Genomic DNA, 19424 nt, shown 5'->3' on the forward strand with positions numbered 1-19424 from the left:
TGTGTCTGAAGAGTTTATTTTTGGATGGCATGCCGTTGAAGCCGTCCTGAAGCGTGAGCCCGAGCGTTTGCAGCAGGTGTGGATTCAGACCGGGCGGGAAGATCGCCGGGTCAAAACCGTCACCGATGCCCTGAACGAACTCGGGGTGCGCTGGCAGGTCGTGCACCGTAAGGAACTGGACCAGCGGGTTGCCGGGGTCCACCAGGGTGTTGTGGCTGCGGTGTCCGAAAGCCGTGAATGGAGCGAGGACGATTTGCTGGCCATGCTGGCAGGTTCTGATAAGCCGCCATTTCTGCTGATTCTGGATGGTGTGACTGACCCCCACAACCTGGGCGCATGCCTGCGGACCGCCGATGCCGTCGGTGTTCAGGCGGTGGTGGTGCCAAAAGACAAGTCAGCCTCACTGTCGCCCACAGTGCGGAAGGTGGCCTGCGGGGCTGCCGAAACCGTACCCCTGGTGCGAGTCACCAATCTCGCCCGGTTCATGCGAACCATACAGGACAACGGGGTATGGCTTATCGGCACTGCGGGCGAGGCGAAAAGTACCGTATATCAGGCCGATTTTACCGGCCCGGTGGCTCTGGTAATGGGGGCAGAGGGCAAGGGCATGCGGCGGCTGACCCGTGAGCACTGTGATCTGTTGATCAATATCCCCATGTTTGGCCATGTAGACAGCCTCAACGTTTCCGTGGCCACCGGCGTTTGCCTTTATGAAGCTTTGCGCCAGCGGCTTGCATAGTACCCTCCACACGCCTAGAATACGTGACCCCCTTTCCAGGGGGCGGTGCTGTATTGCCTGAAATCGGGGCACTCGGCATCAAGAAGCCGGCGGCTATGGCTGCCACCTCCTTGCTTCTTGCATTTGCCCGGTCTTTTCCTGTGCGTTTGCTGGAGGCTGTTTAAACCGTAGGGAGAACTCATGCGTCACTACGAAATCGTATTTATGGTACACCCGGATCAGAGCGAGCAGGTGCCCGCGATGATCGAGCGTTATACCGGTGTCATCAATGAAGATGGCGGCAAGGTACATCGCCTGGAAGATTGGGGCCGTCGTCACCTGGCTTACCCGATCAACAAGATTCACAAGGCTCACTACGTACTGATGAACATCGAATGTTCCCAGGCAGCGATGGACGAGCTGACTCACAACTTCCGTTTCAACGATGCCATCATCCGCGACATGATCCTGCGCCGCGATGGTGCCGATACGGATCTGTCCCCGATGAAAGCTTCCGAGTCCCGTGAAGACCGTCGTGGCGGCGATGATCGCCCACGTCGCTCAGCTGAATCTGACGAGCCACGTCAGCAGGCTGAGACTGAAACCCAGGACGAAGAAGAGTAAAACCATCACCGGAGTTGAGGAGTTAAGTTATGGCTCGTTTTTTCAGACGTCGTAAATTCTGCCGCTTCACGGCAGAAGGTGTTAAAGAGATCGATTACAAGGATCTGGACACCCTGAAAGGTTACATTACTGAGACCGGCAAAATCGTGCCCAGCCGTATCACCGGCACCAAGGCACGCTATCAGCGTCAGCTGGCTACCGCTATCAAGCGTGCCCGCTACCTGGCACTGCTGCCGTATTCGGACAGCCACGATAACTAAGTAACAGAATAAACAGGACCCGGGACCATGCGTGCACTGGCACAGTTTGTAATGCGCGGTCCTCTGCAGGCAGGCGGGGTTGCTGCAGTTACCACTGCGATACCTCTGTTGTTCTGGATTGGTGCAGCCGTAATCGGCCTGGTAATTCTCAGGCTGGGTATCAGCCAGGGGCTTAACATTGGTCTCTGGGCATTGCTTCCGGCACTCGGCTGGAGCTGGTTCGGGCAAGACCCGACAGCACTGGCGGTACTGCTTCAGGTAATGCTGATTGCATCGATACTGCGAACAACCCTGTCCTGGGAGAAAGCGCTCCTGGGGGGCAGTTTCCTGGGTATTGTGACAGGCATGATGCTGCCTCTGGTGTATCCGGATCTGCTTAATGATCTGGTGCAGACGGGGGTGAGGTTTTACCAAGAATACAACGCCGAAGTGGCCAGGAGTCTTGGCGACAACCTGGAAACAGTTATTCGGCAGACCATGAATGCGAGCATGGCAGGCACCTACCTGGTTACCGGTGTGGGCATGACCATGTTGGCAAGATCCTGGCAGGCGGGGTTGTATAACCCTGGCGGATTCCGGGCCGAGTTCCACTCGCTCCGGCTGTCACCGGCAATCGCAGTTATCTGTGTGATTACCATGGTGGCAGGGCCCGTTCTCGGGCTGAATTCCATGCTGCTGGGCTGGGCCGGAGGGTTGCCGCTGTTTCTGGCGGGGCTGGCCCTGGTTCATGGCGTTGTTGGTCGTAAAAACCTGAGTGGTCAGTGGCTGGTGATGTTCTATCTGGCGCTGGTGCTGCTTGGTCCCAGCCTGATGATTCTGTTGGTAGTTCTGGCTTTTGTGGATAGCTGGCTGGACATCCGGAGGCGAATAAAACCCTCCGGCCCGGCTGAATAAAGCACGAAGAGGTTAACGAGATGGAAGTTATTCTGCTCGAAAAAGTAGCAAACCTTGGTTCACTGGGTGACAAGGTCAAGGTAAAGGCCGGTTACGGTCGTAATTTTCTGCTGCCGTATGGCAAGGCTGTTCCGGCAACCGCCGACAACCTGAAGGCGTTCGAAGAGCGTCGTGCAGAGCTGGAAAAAGCGGCAGCCGAGAAGCTGGCCGAAGCCCAGGCTCGCGCTGAGAAGCTGGAAGGCGCCTCCGTCACCATCACCTCCAAGGCTGGTGAAGAAGGCAAGCTGTTCGGTTCTATCGGTGTGCGTGACATCGCGGATGCGATTACCGCCACTGGCACCGAAGTCGAGAAAAGCGAAGTTCGTCTGCCGGAAGGTCCACTCCGTGTGGTCGGCGAGTACGAAATTGAGCTTCAGCTGCACTCCGACGTGACCGTTGCGATTAACCTGGCTGTTGTTGCAGAGTAAGCAGCCGAGTAAGTTGCACGTCAAGCGGTAACGCCGGGTTCCGACCCGGCGGCAGCCATACAAGCCCGGAATCCGCTCAGGTGGATTCCGGGCTTGTTGCTTTGTGGTGTATGATTTGTCCTTGCCCTAGCTAGACGAAGAAGTTTCCATGGCCAACCCGAATTTCAAACCGGTAAACAGCGACCCTGAAACCAGTCGGATCAAGGTTCCTCCCCACTCCGTCGAGGCTGAACAGGCGGTTCTCGGCGGCCTGATGCTGGACAACCGCCGATTCGACGAGATCTCGGAAATGATCTCCGCGGTCGATTTCTATCGCCAGGATCACCGGCTCATCTTCGGTGCAGCAGAGCGCCTTGCCAGTGAGAGCGAACCGCTGGATGTGGTTACGCTGACAGAATTCCTTGAGCGAGCCGGTGATATTGAAGACGCCGGGGGGCTTTCCTACCTGGCGGAACTGGCAGAAAAAACCCCGGGTGCTGCCAATATCCGCGCCTATGCGGACATCGTGCGGGAGCGCTCGATACTTCGCCAACTGGTTGAGGTTTCCGGGACAATATCGGATTCCGCATTCAACCCTCTCGGACGTACCAGCAGTGAAGTACTTGACGAGGCAGAGCGGAACGTTTTCAAAATCGCGGAATCGCGAGTCAAAGAGGGTACGGGCCCTCAGGCCATCAACCCGATACTGACCAAAGCGCTCAGCAGGATAGAGGAGCTGTTCGAGTCCGGTGAAACCACAACGGGCCTGACCACAGGGTTCAAGGATCTGGACGAGTGGACTTCCGGGATGCAACCGGCAGATCTGCTTATCGTGGCGGGGCGCCCCTCCATGGGTAAGACCACGTTTGCGATGAACATTGTCGAGAATGCGCTGATCAGTACCAGCACGCCGATTCTCGTGTTCAGTATGGAAATGCCGGCGGATGCGCTGGTTATGCGTATGCTGTCCTCCCTGGGCCGGATCGACCAGAGCCGTATCCGCAGTGGCAAGCTGGAAGAGGACGACTGGCCCAGGCTGACCTCGGCCGTCAGCTTGTTGAAAGACAAGCCCCTCTACATTGATGACACTCCGGGCCTGAGCCCCACAGAGATGCGCTCCCGCGCCCGCCGCATCGCTCGTGAGAACAACGGCCAGCTCGGCATGATCATGGTGGATTATCTACAGTTGATGCGGGTGCCGGGTAACACCGAGGGCCGTACCGCCGAGATTTCCGAGATTTCCCGTTCCCTGAAAGGCATCGCCAAAGAGTTGAGTTGCCCCGTGGTGGCGCTGTCGCAGCTTAACCGGAGCCTGGAGCAACGGCCCAACAAACGCCCGGTGAATTCCGACCTGCGGGAATCCGGCGCCATCGAGCAGGACGCGGACGTGATCATGTTCGTCTACCGCGATGAGGTCTATAACGAAGACACCTCCGATAAAGGTATTGCCGAGATTATTATCGGTAAGCAGCGTAACGGCCCTATTGGTACCGTTCGCCTGGCCTTTATCGGTAAGTACACCAAATTCGAAGACCTGGCCCACGGCGATTACGGCGGGGATTATTGATGCCACGAAAGACCGTTGCCCGCATTGATTTTGATGCTCTTCGGCACAACTATCGTGTTGCCTGCAGATTAGCCAGCCCGGCCCGGGCTATGGCTGTCATCAAGGCTGACGGTTACGGCCATGGCATTCGTGATGTGGCCCGGGCGCTGGCAGACGAGGCGCCTAAATTTGCTGTTGCCTGTCTTGAAGAGGCCCTCGCCATCCGGGAGGCAGGTGTGGGTCATCCGGTGGTGTTGCTGCAGGGTGTCCACAGTGCGGATGACCTGGCCACGTGCGCCCGAGAGGGTTTTGAAGTGGTGGTTCACAGCGACTACCAGTTGGGCTGGTTGGAGCAGTCGACAGAAATGCCGCCACTCTGGCTCAAGGTAAACACCGGCATGAACCGGCTTGGCTTTGCGCCCGCCATGCTGCCCGACGTAATGGCCCGGTTGGGAAACCATGCCAGGCAGCCAAAAGTCATCGGTTTCGTCACCCATTTTGCCTGCGCGGATGACCCCGCCAGTAGCTTTACCGATCAGCAGACCCGTCTGTTTGCTGAGACAGTGGTTGACTGGCCCTCGCTGGCGAAAAGCGCTGGCAACTCAGCTGCGCACTTCCTGCCCGGCCAGCCACTGTTTGACTGGAGTCGCCCCGGCATTATGCTCTACGGGGCCTCTCCCGTGCTGGAAAAGACGGGGCCGGAACTGGGCCTTGAGCCGGTCATGACCCTGGAAGCGCCGTTAACGGCGGTACGAACCCTCAAGCCCGGCGAGTCGGTGGGTTACGGTTGCAGCTGGACAGCCGGGCAGGAAACCCGGATGGGGATCGTAGCCATCGGTTACGGTGATGGTTATCCGCGCCACGCCGGTACGGATACGCCCGCCTGGGTCGCTGGCAACCGCATACGCCTGATTGGCCGGGTGTCCATGGACATGCTGGCGGTCGATCTGACAGGGGCGCCCAGCGCCTCTGAGGGCGATACAGTGGAGCTTTGGGGACGGCATGTGAGTGTGGACGAAGTCGCCCGGTGCGCAGGCACGATCGCCTACGAACTGCTCACTGGAATCACAACCCGGGTGCCCAGGCTGTACGACCGACCCGGTGACAAAGCCGATTAGCTCAGGAAGCGGCTTCGGGCTCGTGGATAATCTCCTCGATGAAATCGAGAATGGCGGCCAGGCTGCGGTCGTCCAGTTTTTTCAGCACCTTGTGGACCACCATTTTACTGCCCTTGAGCATGCTGCTGATGCCCATTCTGGCCATGCCCATCAGCATGCTGCTGGCATTCAGTCGGCGTAGAGGCTCCAGGAAGAAAAAGTCCAGGCCGTTATCGGTCATCTCGACGATCAGCGCAAACAGCTTGTCGATGGCTTCCTTGTCGGCTTTGCCCCGTTCACGGAGCTCGTCGACGGTGTAGAGTGCGCGGGTGCGCAGTTCATCCGGGATGGGGGCAACAATATGGCTTTGTTGTTTCAGCATGTGGGATCCTGTTGTTGTATGCTCGTAAGATCTGCTCGGTTCTCCGATACGCATTCTATGGGTTGAGCCCGGTGTGCCATTGGCTTGAACGGTACCGGTCACCCGTCATATCAGTGATATCCCGGGTATTCGTTCCAACCGCTGGCGTGAACGATTACAGTGTAGATACAGATACTTGACCAAACCTGGAGGCAGTGAGCGCCCGTGCACGTTCTTGTTGTTCATGATTATGGCCCGTTGGGCCGGGTATTGCTGGAGCGTCTGAGAAATACGTCGCTGCAGGTCAGCCCGTTGCTGATCAGTGAGCTGGAAACAGCGGATCTCACAGCGCTTGACGGCTGGATTCCCGATGACACGGACCTGATTTTGAACGCATTATGGCTGACCAATCCGGAAGTTGCCGAACAGGATCCGGAGGCCGCCCACAAGGTCGCCTTCTCGCTGCCCGTGGCGTTGGCGGAGTATGCCCGTGACCGGAATATGGCACTGCTTCAGCTCTCGTCCTGTTATGTTTTTGATGGCCGCAAACAGAGTGCCTACATTGCTTCCAACCCTGGCCAGCCCGGAAACGAGCTGGGAAACTGGCAATGGGAGTGTGAACAGGCGGTACGAACGCTTTTGCCCCGGCATATCATTCTGCGGACAGGCTGGAGCCTGGGGCGTTTTATCCGCAAGGTTCAGTCTGTGGCGGCGTGTTCTGATGTCATCAGGTTGCCCGGCAAGTGCCATGGCCAGCCGGTGACCGTGAGCGATCTTTCCCGGGTGATTGCTGCGATTGTCCAGCAGATCGACTGTGGGGCTGAAGTGTGGGGAACCTACCAGTATGCTGGTGCAGAGGATATCTCGCTCTATGAGCTTGGCCTGGCCATCACCGGGCTGAGTGGTATTCCCGGTGGCATCCGGGTGGTGGATGAAATGCCGGCCTGGGCTGCTCTTGAGCCTGCCAACACCACCATGATCTGCACCAAGATCCGCAACACCTTTGGCGTTAAACAGTTACCCTGGCGATCCGGGCTGGCTGAAGAGCTGGAGTTGCTTTCGCTGAACGGGGACAGGGAGTTGATTGACGAACCGGCCAGTTGATGCCGGCCGGTTCATGGTTCAGGCGGGTAGCGTGCTCAGGTGTTCTGGCGAGAGAACTCCCGGGTAACCGTCTGCAGTGCCTCGACATCGAGAAGCTCTACTTCCCGGCCACGGGCGCTGATAATGCCCTGGTTCTGGAAACGGGTGAACACCCGGCTGACGGTTTCCACGGCCAGGCCCAGGAAATTGGCGATGTCGTTGCGGGCCATGGGCAGGCTGAAGTTGGTGCCGGACATGCGGCGACGCTGGAAGCGGCTGGACAAGGACAGCAACAGTGCGGCAATCCGCTCTTCTGCCGTATTCTTGCTCAGCAACATGGCCAACTGATGGCTTCCCTGGATTTCCTGGCTCATCAGGTGATACATGTGGTGCTGGAGATCCGGCAGCTTGCCTGTGAGCTCTTCCAGCTTGTCCACCGGAAACTCGCACACACTGGTACGCTCCAGTGCCCTGGCGGTGCAGGCATAGTTTTTACTGCCCATGCTGTCCAGCCCCACCAGCTCACCGGGCATAAAGAATCCTGTGACCTGCTCTTCGCCATTCTCACTGATAATCGACGTCTTGATGGCGCCGCTCTTTACCGCAAAGCAAGACCGGAAGGGCGTGCTCTGATCAAAAATATGCTCGCCACGATTGAAAATCCGGCCCTGCTGGACAATGTCTTCGAGTCGGTCAAGGTCATTTTCTTCAACTGCCAGGGGAAGGCAAAGGTTGCTGAGGCTGCACTGGTGACAGGAGGCCTTGAGCGGGGAAGCCTGGTGGAGCCTGATAGCTTGAGCCATGGGAGACGAACCATCCGTTATTGATGCATGTCAAAACCGTACTTTAGTACGAACGGTGGGCGTTGCCAATGACAAATGCCATTGACAAGCATAAGTATATAACCCATATACCGCCGCAGGAGGACCTGGGACAGCCCGATGTGGCAGCCTGATTCCTACCTGGCCATCAGATTTTTTGGAACACCAGGGAGGCATTGGTGCCACCGAACCCGAAGCTGTTGGACATCACGGTAGTGAGGTCCGCCTTTTTGCTATCCGGCCCCACAACCGGCATGCCGGCGATGGACTCGTCCAGGTTTGTCAGGTTCTTGGTGCCGGCGATAAACCCGTTTTGCAACATGAGCAGGGAATAGATAGCTTCGTGCACGCCTGAGGCTCCCAGGGAATGGCCAGATAGCGACTTGGTGGACGAAATCTGCGGCACTTTGTCGCCAAACACGTTCCTGACCGCTTTCATCTCCGCTACATCACCTACCGGCGTGCTGGTGCCGTGGGCGTTGATGTAATCCACCGGGGCCTCTGCTGTGGACATCGCCTGCTGCATGCAACGCAGGGCGCCTTCCCCTGAAGGCGCCACCATGTCGTGGCCGTCGGATGTGGCACCGTAACCCACCAGCTCGGCAATGATGTTTGCCCCGCGTTTACGGGCGTGTTCCAGTTCTTCCACCACAACCATGCCACCGCCACCGGCAATCACGAAGCCGTCACGGCCACTGTCGAAGGGTCTGGAGGCAGTGGCGGGTGCGTCGTTGTACTTGGTGGAGAGGGCGCCCATGGCGTCGAAGAGCATGGTCAGGCTCCAGTCCTCTTCTTCCCCGCCACCAGCAAACACAATATCCTGCTTGCCGGCCTGGATCTGTTCAGCGGCATGGCCGATGCAGTGGGCGCTGGTGGCACAGGCTGAGGACATGGAATAGTTCACGCCCCGTATCTTGAACGCGGTTGCCAGGCAGGCCGAGACCGTGCTGGTCATGATTCTGGGAACCATATAGGGGCCAATGCGCTTCACGCCTTTCTCGCGCATGATATCGACGGCTTCCACCTGGCTGGCGCTGGACGCGCCGCCGGACCCGGCAATCAACCCGGTGCGATCATTGGACACCATGTCGTCCGTCAGCCCGGAGGAGGCGATGGCCTGTTCCATAGCGAGGAAGCTGTACATTGCGGACTGGCCCATGAAACGTCGGGTTTTGCGGTCGATGACCGAGGTGTCCACATCAACGGAGCCCGCAATCTGGCTGCGGAAGCCCATGTCCCGATAGGTCTCGTTGAACCGGATGCCAGACTTGCCTTCCCTGAGGCTTTCCAGCACTGCAGCCGTGGAGTTGCCCAGGCAGGAAACAATGCCCATGCCAGTGATTACAACCCGTCTCATACCTTCCTCCTTAACAAGGCCTGCTCCGCTGACCGGGCAGATCCTTTTAATGTCTGACTATTATTACCAGTCTAGGCGCTTTGGAGGCAGTACGGTATTTGACCTTGGTAAGGGAGGGCCTGAAACCCTGGACGGGCTTCAGGGTTTTTCGTTCTTCGCCTGTTGGCGCTCGGCTTCTTCCCGGGTTTCCTTCTCTACCATTTCAGGGGTTTCCAGAGAAATGCGCCCCAACTTGCCGGATCGGAATTCATTGAGCAGTATCTCAGACACCTTGTGCAGGTCGGGCACGCCACCGCGGCCGAGGAATCGTCGCTTCAGCGCAATGCCGTCCATCAGGGCCAGACCGTCCTGTGGCGTTTCTTCAAACCCGTAGCGCGCCATCACCAGCTCCGGGTAGGCTTCCAGCAGATAATCCGCCTCGAACATCGCCACGTCCTCGAACTCGATGACTGCGCTACGGATGGCGCCACTAATGGCCAGGCGGTAGCCACAGGCTTCCGGTGACAGCTTGGGCCAGAGGAAGCCGGGTGTATCGTACAACAGCACATTGCCTGGCAGTTTGATGGTCTGCTGAGCCCGAGTCACAGCGGGTTCATTCCCGGTCTTGGCAGCCGGTCGGCCAGCGATGGTGTTGATCAGCGTGGACTTGCCGACATTGGGAATGCCTAGAATCATCACCCGCAGAGCCCGCTTCTGACGATCGTGGCCTGGCGTCATCTCACCCGCCAGGCGCAGGATATCCAGTGCTTCCGCCCGCTGATTGTGGGTCATGGTGATGGCGCGCACGCCACGCTCCTTCTCCAGCCAGGTCAGCCACCGGTCGGTGATAGCCGGGTCGGCAAGATCACGCTTGTTGAGCACCTTGATTACCGGCGTATCGCCCCGCAGGGCAGGGACCAGTGGGTTTTCACTGCTGAACGGCAGGCGTGCGTCGACGACCTCAATGATGAGATCCATCTGGGGCATTATCTTCTTGATCTCCTTGCGGGCCTTGTGCATATGCCCTGGAAACCAGTTAATGGCCATGTTTGCTACTCCGGAAATGGCTGAACGGCGCCATTATGGACGGGAATGACTAAATTTTCACATTTCTCTCAACCCGCCTGTGGCGGGAGTTGAGGGTTTAGTGAGTGTGAAGTGTGTACAAAAAGAGGGGGGTTCGGGGTGAAATACCCGGTTGTTTTGTTTTAGGGTGTAGGGCTCGAAAACCTGAAGCGACTCAATAATCGATTAATGGAGATATCTATGAAGCTCGTGAAACTGTTCGGAATTGCCCTGATTGCACTTGGGCTGTCCTCTCCGGCGATGGCTCAGCAATCTGGCGGGCAGCCGGACCAAGTTGATCAGCTGGCACAGATGGTTGGCCTGAGCGAAGACCAGCAGAAAGAAATCCGTGGCATCATCGAAGAGATGCAGGCTGAGATTCAGGAGCTTCAGGGCGAAGCCCAGCAACTGCAGCAGAAGATCCAGGCCGAGATCAAGCCGGATTATGACGAGGACACGATTCGTGATAATGCTGAAAAGCTTGGTGATGTAACGGGTGAGATGACCGCCATGTCTACCCTGATGCAGGCCAAGGTTGATGCGGTGTTCACCGAAGAGCAGCGCGAAGAGCTGAACAAGCGCATGCAGCAAATGCAGCAGCAGATGCAACAGCAGCGTCAGATGCAGCAGCAACCGCAGGGTATGCAGTAACTGCCTGCTCGCCGGGTTAGCGCCCGGAGCCTAAGAAGCCGCCTTTGCCTCTGGCTTGGGCGGTTTTTTTGTGCCTGTAGCCTGCTGTTTGGGGGGCAGGTCGCGGCGGGGCGGGCCTTCAGAAACACGCCCGTGAATACGTCCCTGTAGGGCTCGGTCGCGCCATCCCTGGCGCTCCACGGTTTCTGAAGGCCCGCCCCGCCGCTTCGTTTGACCTGGCAAAAATCGCCTTGGCCACGCGAAATCATGCAGTTTGCAAGGAGCGCCGGTGTAGGCCCTTCCCGGAATGTCTTCGGCCAGGGAAGGCCGAAGTCAAGCGCACATGGACGTGCTCGTAGCGGTTCCGGGAAGGGCCTACACCGGGGCGACAATCGCCAATCTCAGAAGGCTAGGCGAACGAGAACTCCAAAACTCAGCCCCGAACGCCGAATGGCTTAATCAACACAATAAGCCGAGGTAACAAGGTAAGAGCACCCACCAAAGCCATAAACATGGCAAAGCCGGTAAACAAACCGAAGTAGATGGTCGGGATAAAGTTCGAGAGCACCAGGATCGAAAAGCCAGTAATGATCGTCAGTGAGGTAAAGAACATCGCCTGCCCGATACTGCGGTGGCAGCGGTGCATGGTGGCGATGTAGTCGCCGTCTTTAACGAACTCCGTCTTGAAGCGGTGGATGTAGTGGATAGTGTCGTCCACCGCAATCCCCACGGTAATTGCAGCCACCGTAATCGTCATCATATCCAGTGGAATGCCCAGCCAGCCCATCAGCCCCAGCACCGAGCCCGCCGCGATCAGATTCGGCGCCATGCCGATCAGCGCCAGCTTGACCGACCGGAACAGGATCAGGAACATCATCATGATCGCCAGGAACACCACGCCCAGCGTCTTGATCTGGGACTCGAAGAGGCTCTGCAACATGTTGTTGTACATCACCGTCATCCCCGTGAGCTGGATCTGGTCGTCCTCGAAGCCCATTTCCTCGGTCAGGTGAATGCGTATACGGTCCAGCAGTTCCTGGCGGCGCAGATCAGGGGAGGTTTCCAGAATGCGGATACTGAAACGGGCCTGGTCGTGCTCCTCACTGATGTAGGGGGTCAGCAGAATGTCCTGCAGATCGTCCGGCACCGCCGAAGGCACGAACGCCAGTTCAAGGGCATTCAGCGGCTCGCCGCCGTTGACCTGGGCCAAGATGTCCAGCGTGGTGCTGATGGACTGTACCTTGCCGGTTTCCGGCAGGCTGTCCAGGTACATATGGACCTTCTCCAGGCGTTCCATCTTCTGGTAGGTAAACCAGGTGTCCCGGTACTCCTCCGCTCCATCGCAGTCATCCACAAACGGATCACAATCGCTGGCGAAAGGGTCACCGCCGCTTGCGCTTTCTGGCGCCTTGTCATCGGTGATCACCACATCCAGTGGGGTAGTACCGCCCAGGCGGTCGTCGATGGTGATCATGCCCTGATGGATTTCAGTGCTGGACTTGAAGTAGTCGATGAAGCTGTTTTCCACCGTCAGGCGGTTAAGGCCGATGACGCAGAGCACGGCGATGATGGCAGAGCCAACCAGAATCGTCTTCCCGTAGTGCTCCGTAAACCGCGCGAACCTATCGGTAAAGGGGATACGGTCCGAACGTACGCGGTCATCCACCGGTGGAGGCAGCAGCGCCAGCAGGGCGGGAAAGATCACGAAGGTGATGAGGAAGGCCACAGTCAGGCCAATGGTCATCATCCAGCCGAAATCGATCACCGGGCGAATACCGCTGAACGTCAGTGAGCCGAAGGCAACGATGGTGGTGATGGCCATGTAGAAGCAGGGTTTGACCATCGCCAGCAGGGTATTGCGAAGGATGTCCCTGGGTGACGCGTCCGGCTCGTCGTGCTGGAATTCCCGGTAGCGGACGATGAGGTGGATGGTCAGCGACAGGGTCATGATCAGCAGCAGCGATACGAAGTTCGAGGAAATCACCGTTACCGGCCAGCGTACCCAGCTCAGGTAACCGATCACCAGCCACACGGTAAAACTGCAGCACAGCAGGGGTACCAGTACCCAGCGCCACTGGCGGAAGATGATCGCCAGGGTCAGCAGCAGGAAAATCAGCACGCCGATGCCAAACGTGGACAGGTCGCTCTCGATAAAGCGGATCATGTCGGCGACGATCATTGGGACCCCGCCCAGGTAAATCTCGGCCCGGTCCCGGTAGCTGTCGAGAATGGTACGGACGTTGTCGATGGTGCGGTCCCGCTCCTCACCTTGCGCTTCGGTGAATTCGATAAATTCCCGGCTTACGGCTTCCAGTCGTTGCTGTTCCTGCGCCGTGGCTTCGCCACCGTCCACCTTGTCGCGCAGGTTATTGCGCTCACGGAGCAGCTCGAAATAGCGTTCCGGGGTAGGCAGGTTGACCTGGATTGCGGTGGTGCCACCGTCCTCGCTGATCAGAAGGTTGGGATAAAGCGGGTTATTGAGCAAGGCTTTGCGGGCGGTTTCGGGTTCAACCCCATGCTCGTCGATCGTTTTTATCTCGGAGTCCACAGTGTCCAGGGTCAGGTCCGGGCTGTGGAGCAGCGGAACGTTGAGAATACTGTTGGTGGAGCTGACGTTATCCAGGGCGGACAACTCATCCCGCAAAGAGGCGAGCAGGGCCAGCCCATCGTCGCTGAACAACTCGTCGTTGGGGGTAAACGTCACTACCAGGAAATCATCAGAGGTGGTGAACCGCCGGTTTACCTCCCGGTACTGCTCCAGCGAGCGATCGTTTTCGAGCACCAGGGACTCGGCAGAAGCGTCCAGGCGGAACTGGTCGAGGCGCAGGCTGGCAATAACCAGCAGGACACCGAACAGCAGAAGTATTACAAGAGGACGGGGAAAAATCAGCCGGTCATAGAACGATCGAAGCCAGGACATCGAAAAGAGCACCCTTCACAATGGAAACGAGTGCAGAGTGTGCCACAAACTGTCAGTCGACGGTGACCCTGTTTGAGGCTTCTTCCAGAGAATCGATCAGTTGTTTCAGGCGCTTACTCATATCGGCGCTTTCGGTGAGCTGGGTGACCATGCTTTCAGTGGTGTCGCGAATGCTCTGAACATTGGCCAGCACCTGGTCGGTAGAAGCCGTCTGGTCAGCGGAGACATTGGCAATCTCCTGATTGGTCTCGTCGATGCGACCAACAACCGAATTGATGGCATCCAGTGATTTTCGTGCTTGTTCTGACTCTTCCACACAACGGGAAGCATCCTCTGAGCTGCCGGTCATCTGGGTGACGGCTGCATCCATGGCGGTAAGCAGGCGGTCGATGGTGCCCTGAATCTGGTCGGTGGAATCCTGAACCCGTTGCGCCAGGTTGCGTACTTCGTCGGCTACGACGGCGAAACCCCGGCCCTGTTCTCCGGCGCGGGCCGCTTCAATGGCGGCGTTCAGTGCCAGCAGGTTGGTCTGTTCGGCAATGCCTTTTATCTCGGCCACGGCGTGGCTGATTTCGTGACTGTTCTCCGCCAGGGCCTGCACGCTGTTTGCGGAGGTCTGGATGGCGGTTGCCAGGTGTCGGATAGAGTCCGCACTGCGGCTGACCCGCTCGCTGCCCTCAATGGCGGTATTTCTGGCTTCGTGGGAGAGGGTCTTGGCGATACCGGCCTGTTCAGCGATGCCGGTAAAGCTCTGGAGCATGGTTTCGACGACCTCTGAGCTGCGGTCGGCGCCGGACTGCTGGCGGCTCAGGTCACCTCTGCGGGCTTCTGCCGCGGTTGTCAGCTCCCGCACCTCACTGTGAAGGTGGTCGATTGCCTGTTTCATGCTTTTGACCACGCCCATGGTGCGGTCCTGCATGGCGTTGAAGGCCAGGGCCATTTCGCCGATTTCGTCCGTGGAGTCTATATGGGCCCGCTCACTAAGATTGCCGGAAGCCTGAACCGACACCATGGTTTTTTTCAGGCGGTAAACGTGCCGTTCAATAAAGGAGATCAGCAGTTGCGAGCCGGCCATTTCAAGTACCATCAGCACGGCGACGACCAGGGCAAAGCCTCCGGCGGTTTCGCTGAAAACGGCGGGAAAGGGCTGGCCCGTTAGCTCGGCAATGGTGTTCATGGCGTAGAGCACCAACAGGCAGAGAACCACAAACACAACAATATTGAGCAGCCAGAACTTGTACTTAAGCCGGGCATTCCTGAGCAGTTGTAACATGTAAGGTCTCAGTCAACAGCTTTTACGGGGATCTGATGTGCTTTCGATGAAGCGGGGACTTCCGGCACGGCAAGGCCAAGGTTGTTCTTCTCGAATACACGGTCGGCACGATAGCTGGAGCGCACCATAGGACCCGATGGCACTTCCATGAAGCCTTTCTCCAGGCCGATTTCCCGGTAGCGGTTGAAGTCATCCGGGGTAACGTATTTCTCTACCGGCAGGTGATTCTGGGTCGGGCGCAGATACTGGCCGAGGGTCAGTATGTCGACATCGATGGCCCGCAGGTCATCCATGGTTTGCAGTATTTCTTCCTCGGTTTCACCAAGGCCCAGCATCAGGCTGGTTTTGGTGAGTACGTCGGGGCGGTACTTCTTGGCATGGGCCAGCACGCTGAGGGTTTTTTCATAGCCGGCCCGGGGGTCCCGCACGCGGGTGGTCAGGCGTTTCACGGTTTCCACGTTCTGGGCGAACACGTCCAGGCCGGAGTCAACAACCTTTTCCACGTGTTCCATCACCGCGTCGAAATCCGGCGTCAGGGCTTCAACGGCTACGTGTGGTGTGCGTTGCTTGATGGCGGATACGCAGGCTGCGTAATGGGCCGCGCCACCGTCTTCCAGGTCATCCCGGTCCACAGAGGTGAGCACGATGTATCGCAGACCCATGAGTTCTACCGATTTGGCGGTATTCTCGGGCTCTTCGTGGTCCAGCCAGCCCTTGGGGTTGCCGGTGTCGACGGCGCAGAAGCGGCAGGCCCGGGTGCAGACAGACCCCATCACCATGATGGTGGCGGTCCCGTTGGTCCAGCACTCACCGATATTGGGGCAGTGGGATTCCTGGCACACCGTGCTAAGGCGGTGTTCGCTCACATTCTTGCGAACCGATTCATAACGCTCGCCACCGGGCATGCGGGCCCGGAGCCAGGAGGGTTTACGCTGAGTCCCGGTATCAATAATGCCAGAGCCCGAGCGCTTGATTCCGTCCTTGATGGCGGAAAAACCATGCTCATTGCGGAACTTGGAACCACTGGTGACACGGGGTTTGGCGCTGTCGCTCATTACTACGGGACTCTCTTCTTGGTTGACCTTAAAGGGTAATCTGCACCAGCGGAGGATACAAGACAGATACGGACAATCACGGGGATTCCGGGCACGACCTTGGTCGTACCCGGATTCTGATTCAGGCTGTGGCTTTGTCCAGTGCCTGACTGATATCGGCAATGATGTCGTCCACGTGCTCAATGCCGATAGACAACCGCACGAGATCTTCGCTCACGCCGGCGCTTGCCAGCTCTTCCGGGTTCAGCTGCCGGTGTGTGGTTGTGGCCGGATGGCAGGCCAGGGATTTGGCGTCACCAATGTTTACCAGACGATAGATCAGTTGCAGGGCATCAATAAACTTTGCGCCATTTTCTTTCCCGCCGGTGATGCCGAAGCTGAGAATGCCAGAAGCTCGGCCGCCACAGATCTTGTCGCAGGTAGCCTTGTAGGGGCTGTCTGCCAGGGTGGCGTAGTTCACCCACTCGACGGCCGGGTGCTCCTGCAGGTAGTTGGCCACTTTTTCCGCGTTCTCGCAGTGGCGCTCCATGCGCAGGCCAAGGGTTTCCAGGCCCTGCATGATCAGGAAAGCATTGAACGGGGCGAGGGCAGCGCCGGTGTTACGCAGCGGAACCACCCGGCAGCGGCCAATGAAGGCAGCTGCGCCCAGAGCTTCGGTATAAACCACGCCATGGTAGGAGGGGTCCGGTTCGTTGAGCATCGGGAACTTCGACTTGTTGGCGGCCCAGTCGAATTTTCCGGAATCCACCACCACACCGGCAACTGTTGTGCCGTGGCCACCGATGTATTTGGTCAGTGAGTGAACCACGATATCAGCCCCATGCTCGATAGGGCGGCACAGGAACGGTGTTGCCACGGTGTTGTCGACGATCAGCGGAATACCGTGCTTGTGGGCAATTTCCGCCCAGCGCTGGATATCCACCACGTTGCCGGCCGGATTACCAATGGATTCGCAGAACAGGGCGCGGGTGTTGTCGTCAATGGCCTTGTCCACCGCGTCAAAGTCATCGTGCCGCACCATGCGGCACTCGATGCCCTGGTTCGGCAGCGAGTGGGCAAACAGGTTGTAGGTGCCGCCATAAAGCTGGCCGGTGCTGACGATGTTATTGCCCACCTTGCAGATGGTCTGCAGCGCATAAAGGATAGCGGCCATGCCCGATGCCACTGCCAGCGCACCCACGCCACCTTCCAGCTGCGCCATGCGCTCTTCCAGTACCGCGTTAGTAGGGTTCATGATGCGGGTATAGATATTGCCCTGCACCTTCAGGTCGAAGAGGTCGGCACCATGCTGGGTATCGTCGAAGGTGTAGGAGGTGGTCTGGTAGATGGGGGTGGTGGCGGCGTTCGTGGTCGGGTCGCCGTTAAAGCCCGCGTGGAGTGCGAGAGTTTCCGGTTTCATGATAGTGCATCCCTTTTGTTTTGGTGGGTACTGGTGTTGAGGCAGAACATCTCCTGAAGAGTATGCCACAGGCAACACAGTGTGAGCAGAGTTTCATCTTCGCCGTGTCAGCTTGTTACTTCCTTGATTTCGCGCTAGCTTCGGTCAGATATGACCCTTATCAACCAGCAAAGAAAAATCGTTCAGAGGCGCGGGCCGTCGGGGAGTGGCATACGGCACTCGGTTCAGGGCGTAGTGGTTTTGCTGGTAACGCTGGCGCTGGCGGCCTGCAGTGAAGAAGGCGAGAAAAAAGCCGGTGACGAAGCTCTGGCTGCTGCTGATATCCGTGCACCTGAAGCGCGGTTTCAGGAGCACCCGGAAAGCGGCGAGAGACTGGCCCGCAAGCAGGTGCTTGTCCGGGGGAATGCCAGTGAGCCAGCGTCGCTGGACCCCCAACTGGTAGAGGATACCGTTGGGGGCGCCATTGTGGTCGATCTGTTCGAGGGACTGACCCGCAGCGGCCCCGATGGAGATACCGAACCTGCGCTGGCAAAGTCCTGGGTTTCCTCAGATAACAACCTGACATGGACCTTTCACCTGCGCGAAGACGGCCGCTGGAGTGATGGCACAGGCGTCACCGCCCACGACTTCGTATACGGCTGGCGCCGGGCGGTGGACCCGAAGGTGGGGTCCAATTACGCCTATTACATCGAATCCGCCGGGGTGGCCAATGCCGGTGAGATCATCGCCGGGGAGAAACCATCGGAAACACTGGGTGTGCGTGCCCTCGACGATTTCACTCTCGAAGTGTCGCTGGATCAGCCGATCACCTACCTGCCAGACATGACCGTCCACTACACCATGTTTCCCGCCCCCAGGCAGGCAATCGAAGCCCATGGCGCGGACTGGACCAGGCCGGGAAACATGGTCTCCAACGGTGCCTACCTGCTGCATACCTGGCATCTGGGCGAGAAACTGGTAGCGGCCCGCAATCCCTTTTACCGCGAGGATGATCAGACCATTATCGACCGCGTGGTGTATGTGCCCATTGAGTCCGCTTCTGCAGAGCTCCAGCGTTATGCCAGTGGTGAGCTCCATATGACATCCACGGTGCCGGTATCCCAGATGGCCCGGCTGAAGAAGGAGCGGCCTGCTGAGCTGGTGATGGCTCCCAGCATCGCCACTTATATGTATACGTTTAACGTCAATCGGCCGCCGTTTGATGATGTGCGTGTTCGCCGGGCCCTGACCTACGCCATCGACCGGAACATTGTCGTCAGCTATATCACCCGTGGCGAACAGATGCCGGCTTTCAGCCTGACGCCGCCCTACGTCAGTGGCTTTGATTTCCGGCAGCCGGAGTATGCAACCTGGAGCCAGCCGGAGCGGGACGAGGCGGCACGCCAGGAGCTCAGGAAGGCCGGTTACACCGACGACAATCCTTTGGAGTTCGAGCTGCTTTACAACACGGATGAAAGCCACAAGGCACTGGCCATTGTGATCAGCCAGATGTGGAAGGAAAAACTGGGGGCAAGCGTCACCATCAGCAACCTGGAGTGGAAGACGTTCCTATCGCAAAAACAGGCCGGCAACTTCGGTATGGCCCGCCATGGCTGGAAAGGTGACTACAATGAAGCTTCCACCTTCCTGACATTATTGACCAGTGACAGCGGTAATAATGACGGCGGCTGGAGTAATCCCGAATACGATCAGCTGCTGCTGGAGGCCCGTTCCAGCAAGGACCCCAATCCCTATTACGTCCGGGCGGAAGAAATCCTGTGGCAGGAGTTCCCGGTGGCGCCGGTGTATTTCAATACCACGGTGGCCCTGGTAAGCCCTATGCTGAAGGGCTACCCGGAGAATAATGCCCGAAACATCATTTACAGCAAGGACATGTACATCACTGCGGACTGAGGA

At 58.1% G+C, this 19424-nt stretch carries 18 protein-coding genes; 10 read left to right on the top strand and 8 right to left on the bottom strand.

The window, feature by feature from the left end:
* The first annotated feature begins 1 nt into the window (after position 1).
* The 7 genes from rlmB to alr all read left to right on the top strand — a co-directional run bounded on the left by rlmB (position 2) and on the right by alr (position 5606).
* Complete coding sequence (gene rlmB, locus FO268_RS12620; RefSeq protein ID WP_150993557.1) at positions 2-739, top strand: 23S rRNA (guanosine(2251)-2'-O)-methyltransferase RlmB; 738 nt, start codon at positions 2-4, stop codon at positions 737-739.
* 180 nt (positions 740-919) lie between these two features.
* Complete coding sequence (rpsF, locus tag FO268_RS12625; protein ID WP_150993559.1) at positions 920-1342, top strand: 30S ribosomal protein S6; 423 nt, start codon at positions 920-922, stop codon at positions 1340-1342.
* A 29-nt stretch (positions 1343-1371) separates the two neighbouring features.
* Complete coding sequence (rpsR, locus tag FO268_RS12630) at positions 1372-1602, top strand: 30S ribosomal protein S18 (protein ID WP_007154918.1); 231 nt, start codon at positions 1372-1374, stop codon at positions 1600-1602.
* A 27-nt stretch (positions 1603-1629) separates the two neighbouring features.
* Positions 1630-2496: a hypothetical protein gene (locus tag FO268_RS12635; protein ID WP_150993561.1), complete on the top strand. Its 867-nt coding sequence runs from the start codon at positions 1630-1632 to the stop codon at positions 2494-2496.
* Between the two features lie 20 nt (positions 2497-2516).
* Positions 2517-2963 carry a 50S ribosomal protein L9 gene (gene rplI, locus FO268_RS12640; RefSeq protein WP_150993563.1) on the top strand — a complete coding sequence of 149 codons (447 nt, stop codon included), beginning with the start codon at positions 2517-2519 and terminating at the stop codon, positions 2961-2963.
* 148 nt (positions 2964-3111) lie between these two features.
* Positions 3112-4509 carry a replicative DNA helicase gene (dnaB, locus tag FO268_RS12645; RefSeq protein WP_150993565.1) on the top strand — a complete coding sequence of 466 codons (1398 nt, stop codon included), beginning with the start codon at positions 3112-3114 and terminating at the stop codon, positions 4507-4509.
* Entirely contained in the window at positions 4509-5606 is a 1098-nt protein-coding gene (alr, locus tag FO268_RS12650) for an alanine racemase (RefSeq protein WP_150993567.1), read from the top strand. Before dnaB ends, alr begins: the two co-directional genes overlap by 1 nt.
* A 1-nt stretch (position 5607) precedes the next feature.
* On the opposite strand, the gene FO268_RS12655 is transcribed toward alr, so the two are convergent.
* Positions 5608-5967 (bottom strand): hypothetical protein, encoded by a 360-nt coding sequence (locus FO268_RS12655; protein ID WP_150993569.1) that lies wholly within the window; start codon positions 5965-5967, stop codon positions 5608-5610.
* 204 nt (positions 5968-6171) lie between these two features.
* Here FO268_RS12655 and FO268_RS12660 point away from each other — a divergent pair, with 204 nt between their 5' ends.
* Entirely contained in the window at positions 6172-7050 is an 879-nt protein-coding gene (locus FO268_RS12660; RefSeq protein WP_150993571.1) for a sugar nucleotide-binding protein, read from the top strand.
* Between the two features lie 35 nt (positions 7051-7085).
* Here the strand turns inward: FO268_RS12660 and fnr are convergent, their stop codons facing one another.
* From fnr to ylqF, 3 genes are all read right to left on the bottom strand, one after another.
* Entirely contained in the window at positions 7086-7832 is a 747-nt protein-coding gene (gene fnr, locus FO268_RS12665) for a fumarate/nitrate reduction transcriptional regulator Fnr (protein WP_150993572.1), read from the bottom strand.
* A gap of 166 nt (positions 7833-7998) precedes the next feature.
* Positions 7999-9207 (bottom strand): beta-ketoacyl-ACP synthase I, encoded by a 1209-nt coding sequence (gene fabB / locus FO268_RS12670; protein WP_150993574.1) that lies wholly within the window; start codon positions 9205-9207, stop codon positions 7999-8001.
* Between the two features lie 138 nt (positions 9208-9345).
* Positions 9346-10233 carry a ribosome biogenesis GTPase YlqF gene (ylqF, locus tag FO268_RS12675; protein WP_150993576.1) on the bottom strand — a complete coding sequence of 296 codons (888 nt, stop codon included), beginning with the start codon at positions 10231-10233 and terminating at the stop codon, positions 9346-9348.
* A gap of 219 nt (positions 10234-10452) precedes the next feature.
* Between ylqF and FO268_RS12680 the strand changes: the two genes are divergently transcribed.
* Entirely contained in the window at positions 10453-10902 is a 450-nt protein-coding gene (locus tag FO268_RS12680; protein ID WP_150993578.1) for a Spy/CpxP family protein refolding chaperone, read from the top strand.
* A 412-nt stretch (positions 10903-11314) separates the two neighbouring features.
* Here the strand turns inward: FO268_RS12680 and FO268_RS12685 are convergent, their stop codons facing one another.
* The 4 genes from FO268_RS12685 to FO268_RS12705 all read right to left on the bottom strand — a co-directional run bounded on the left by FO268_RS12685 (position 11315) and on the right by FO268_RS12705 (position 17528).
* Complete coding sequence (locus tag FO268_RS12685) at positions 11315-13801, bottom strand: efflux RND transporter permease subunit (RefSeq protein WP_150993580.1); 2487 nt, start codon at positions 13799-13801, stop codon at positions 11315-11317.
* 52 nt (positions 13802-13853) lie between these two features.
* A complete protein-coding gene (locus FO268_RS12695) occupies positions 13854-15074 on the bottom strand; it encodes a methyl-accepting chemotaxis protein (protein WP_150993582.1) in 1221 nt (406 codons plus the stop codon).
* Between the two features lie 8 nt (positions 15075-15082).
* A complete protein-coding gene (lipA, locus tag FO268_RS12700) occupies positions 15083-16129 on the bottom strand; it encodes a lipoyl synthase (RefSeq protein WP_150993584.1) in 1047 nt (348 codons plus the stop codon).
* Positions 16130-16250: 121 nt separating this feature from the next.
* Positions 16251-17528: an O-acetylhomoserine aminocarboxypropyltransferase/cysteine synthase family protein gene (locus FO268_RS12705; protein ID WP_150993586.1), complete on the bottom strand. Its 1278-nt coding sequence runs from the start codon at positions 17526-17528 to the stop codon at positions 16251-16253.
* Positions 17529-17678: 150 nt separating this feature from the next.
* Between FO268_RS12705 and FO268_RS12710 the strand changes: the two genes are divergently transcribed.
* Positions 17679-19421, top strand: a complete 1743-nt coding sequence (locus tag FO268_RS12710; RefSeq protein WP_150993589.1) for a peptide ABC transporter substrate-binding protein — start codon at positions 17679-17681, stop codon at positions 19419-19421.
* Positions 19422-19424 lie beyond the last annotated feature (3 nt).

The organism is Marinobacter denitrificans, from assembly GCF_008795955.1.
GTDB classification, from domain to species: domain Bacteria; phylum Pseudomonadota; class Gammaproteobacteria; order Pseudomonadales; family Oleiphilaceae; genus Marinobacter; species Marinobacter denitrificans.

Excerpts from the sequence above, each read along its gene's own strand:
- rpsF (WP_150993559.1), top strand. The coding sequence starts at position 920 with ATGCGTCACTACGAAATCGTATTTATGGTACACCCGGATCAGAGCGAG.
- rpsR (WP_007154918.1), top strand. The coding sequence starts at position 1,372 with ATGGCTCGTTTTTTCAGACGTCGTAAATTCTGCCGCTTCACGGCAGAA.
- FO268_RS12635 (WP_150993561.1), top strand. The coding sequence starts at position 1,630 with ATGCGTGCACTGGCACAGTTTGTAATGCGCGGTCCTCTGCAGGCAGGC.
- rplI (WP_150993563.1), top strand. The coding sequence starts at position 2,517 with ATGGAAGTTATTCTGCTCGAAAAAGTAGCAAACCTTGGTTCACTGGGT.
- dnaB (WP_150993565.1), top strand. The coding sequence starts at position 3,112 with ATGGCCAACCCGAATTTCAAACCGGTAAACAGCGACCCTGAAACCAGT.
- alr (WP_150993567.1), top strand. The coding sequence starts at position 4,509 with ATGCCACGAAAGACCGTTGCCCGCATTGATTTTGATGCTCTTCGGCAC.
- FO268_RS12655 (WP_150993569.1), bottom strand. The coding sequence starts at position 5,967 with ATGCTGAAACAACAAAGCCATATTGTTGCCCCCATCCCGGATGAACTG.
- fnr (WP_150993572.1), bottom strand. The coding sequence starts at position 7,832 with ATGGCTCAAGCTATCAGGCTCCACCAGGCTTCCCCGCTCAAGGCCTCC.
- fabB (WP_150993574.1), bottom strand. The coding sequence starts at position 9,207 with ATGAGACGGGTTGTAATCACTGGCATGGGCATTGTTTCCTGCCTGGGC.
- ylqF (WP_150993576.1), bottom strand. The coding sequence starts at position 10,233 with ATGGCCATTAACTGGTTTCCAGGGCATATGCACAAGGCCCGCAAGGAG.
- FO268_RS12680 (WP_150993578.1), top strand. The coding sequence starts at position 10,453 with ATGAAGCTCGTGAAACTGTTCGGAATTGCCCTGATTGCACTTGGGCTG.
- FO268_RS12685 (WP_150993580.1), bottom strand. The coding sequence starts at position 13,801 with ATGTCCTGGCTTCGATCGTTCTATGACCGGCTGATTTTTCCCCGTCCT.
- FO268_RS12695 (WP_150993582.1), bottom strand. The coding sequence starts at position 15,074 with ATGTTACAACTGCTCAGGAATGCCCGGCTTAAGTACAAGTTCTGGCTG.
- lipA (WP_150993584.1), bottom strand. The coding sequence starts at position 16,129 with ATGAGCGACAGCGCCAAACCCCGTGTCACCAGTGGTTCCAAGTTCCGC.
- FO268_RS12705 (WP_150993586.1), bottom strand. The coding sequence starts at position 17,528 with ATGAAACCGGAAACTCTCGCACTCCACGCGGGCTTTAACGGCGACCCG.
- FO268_RS12710 (WP_150993589.1), top strand. The coding sequence starts at position 17,679 with ATGACCCTTATCAACCAGCAAAGAAAAATCGTTCAGAGGCGCGGGCCG.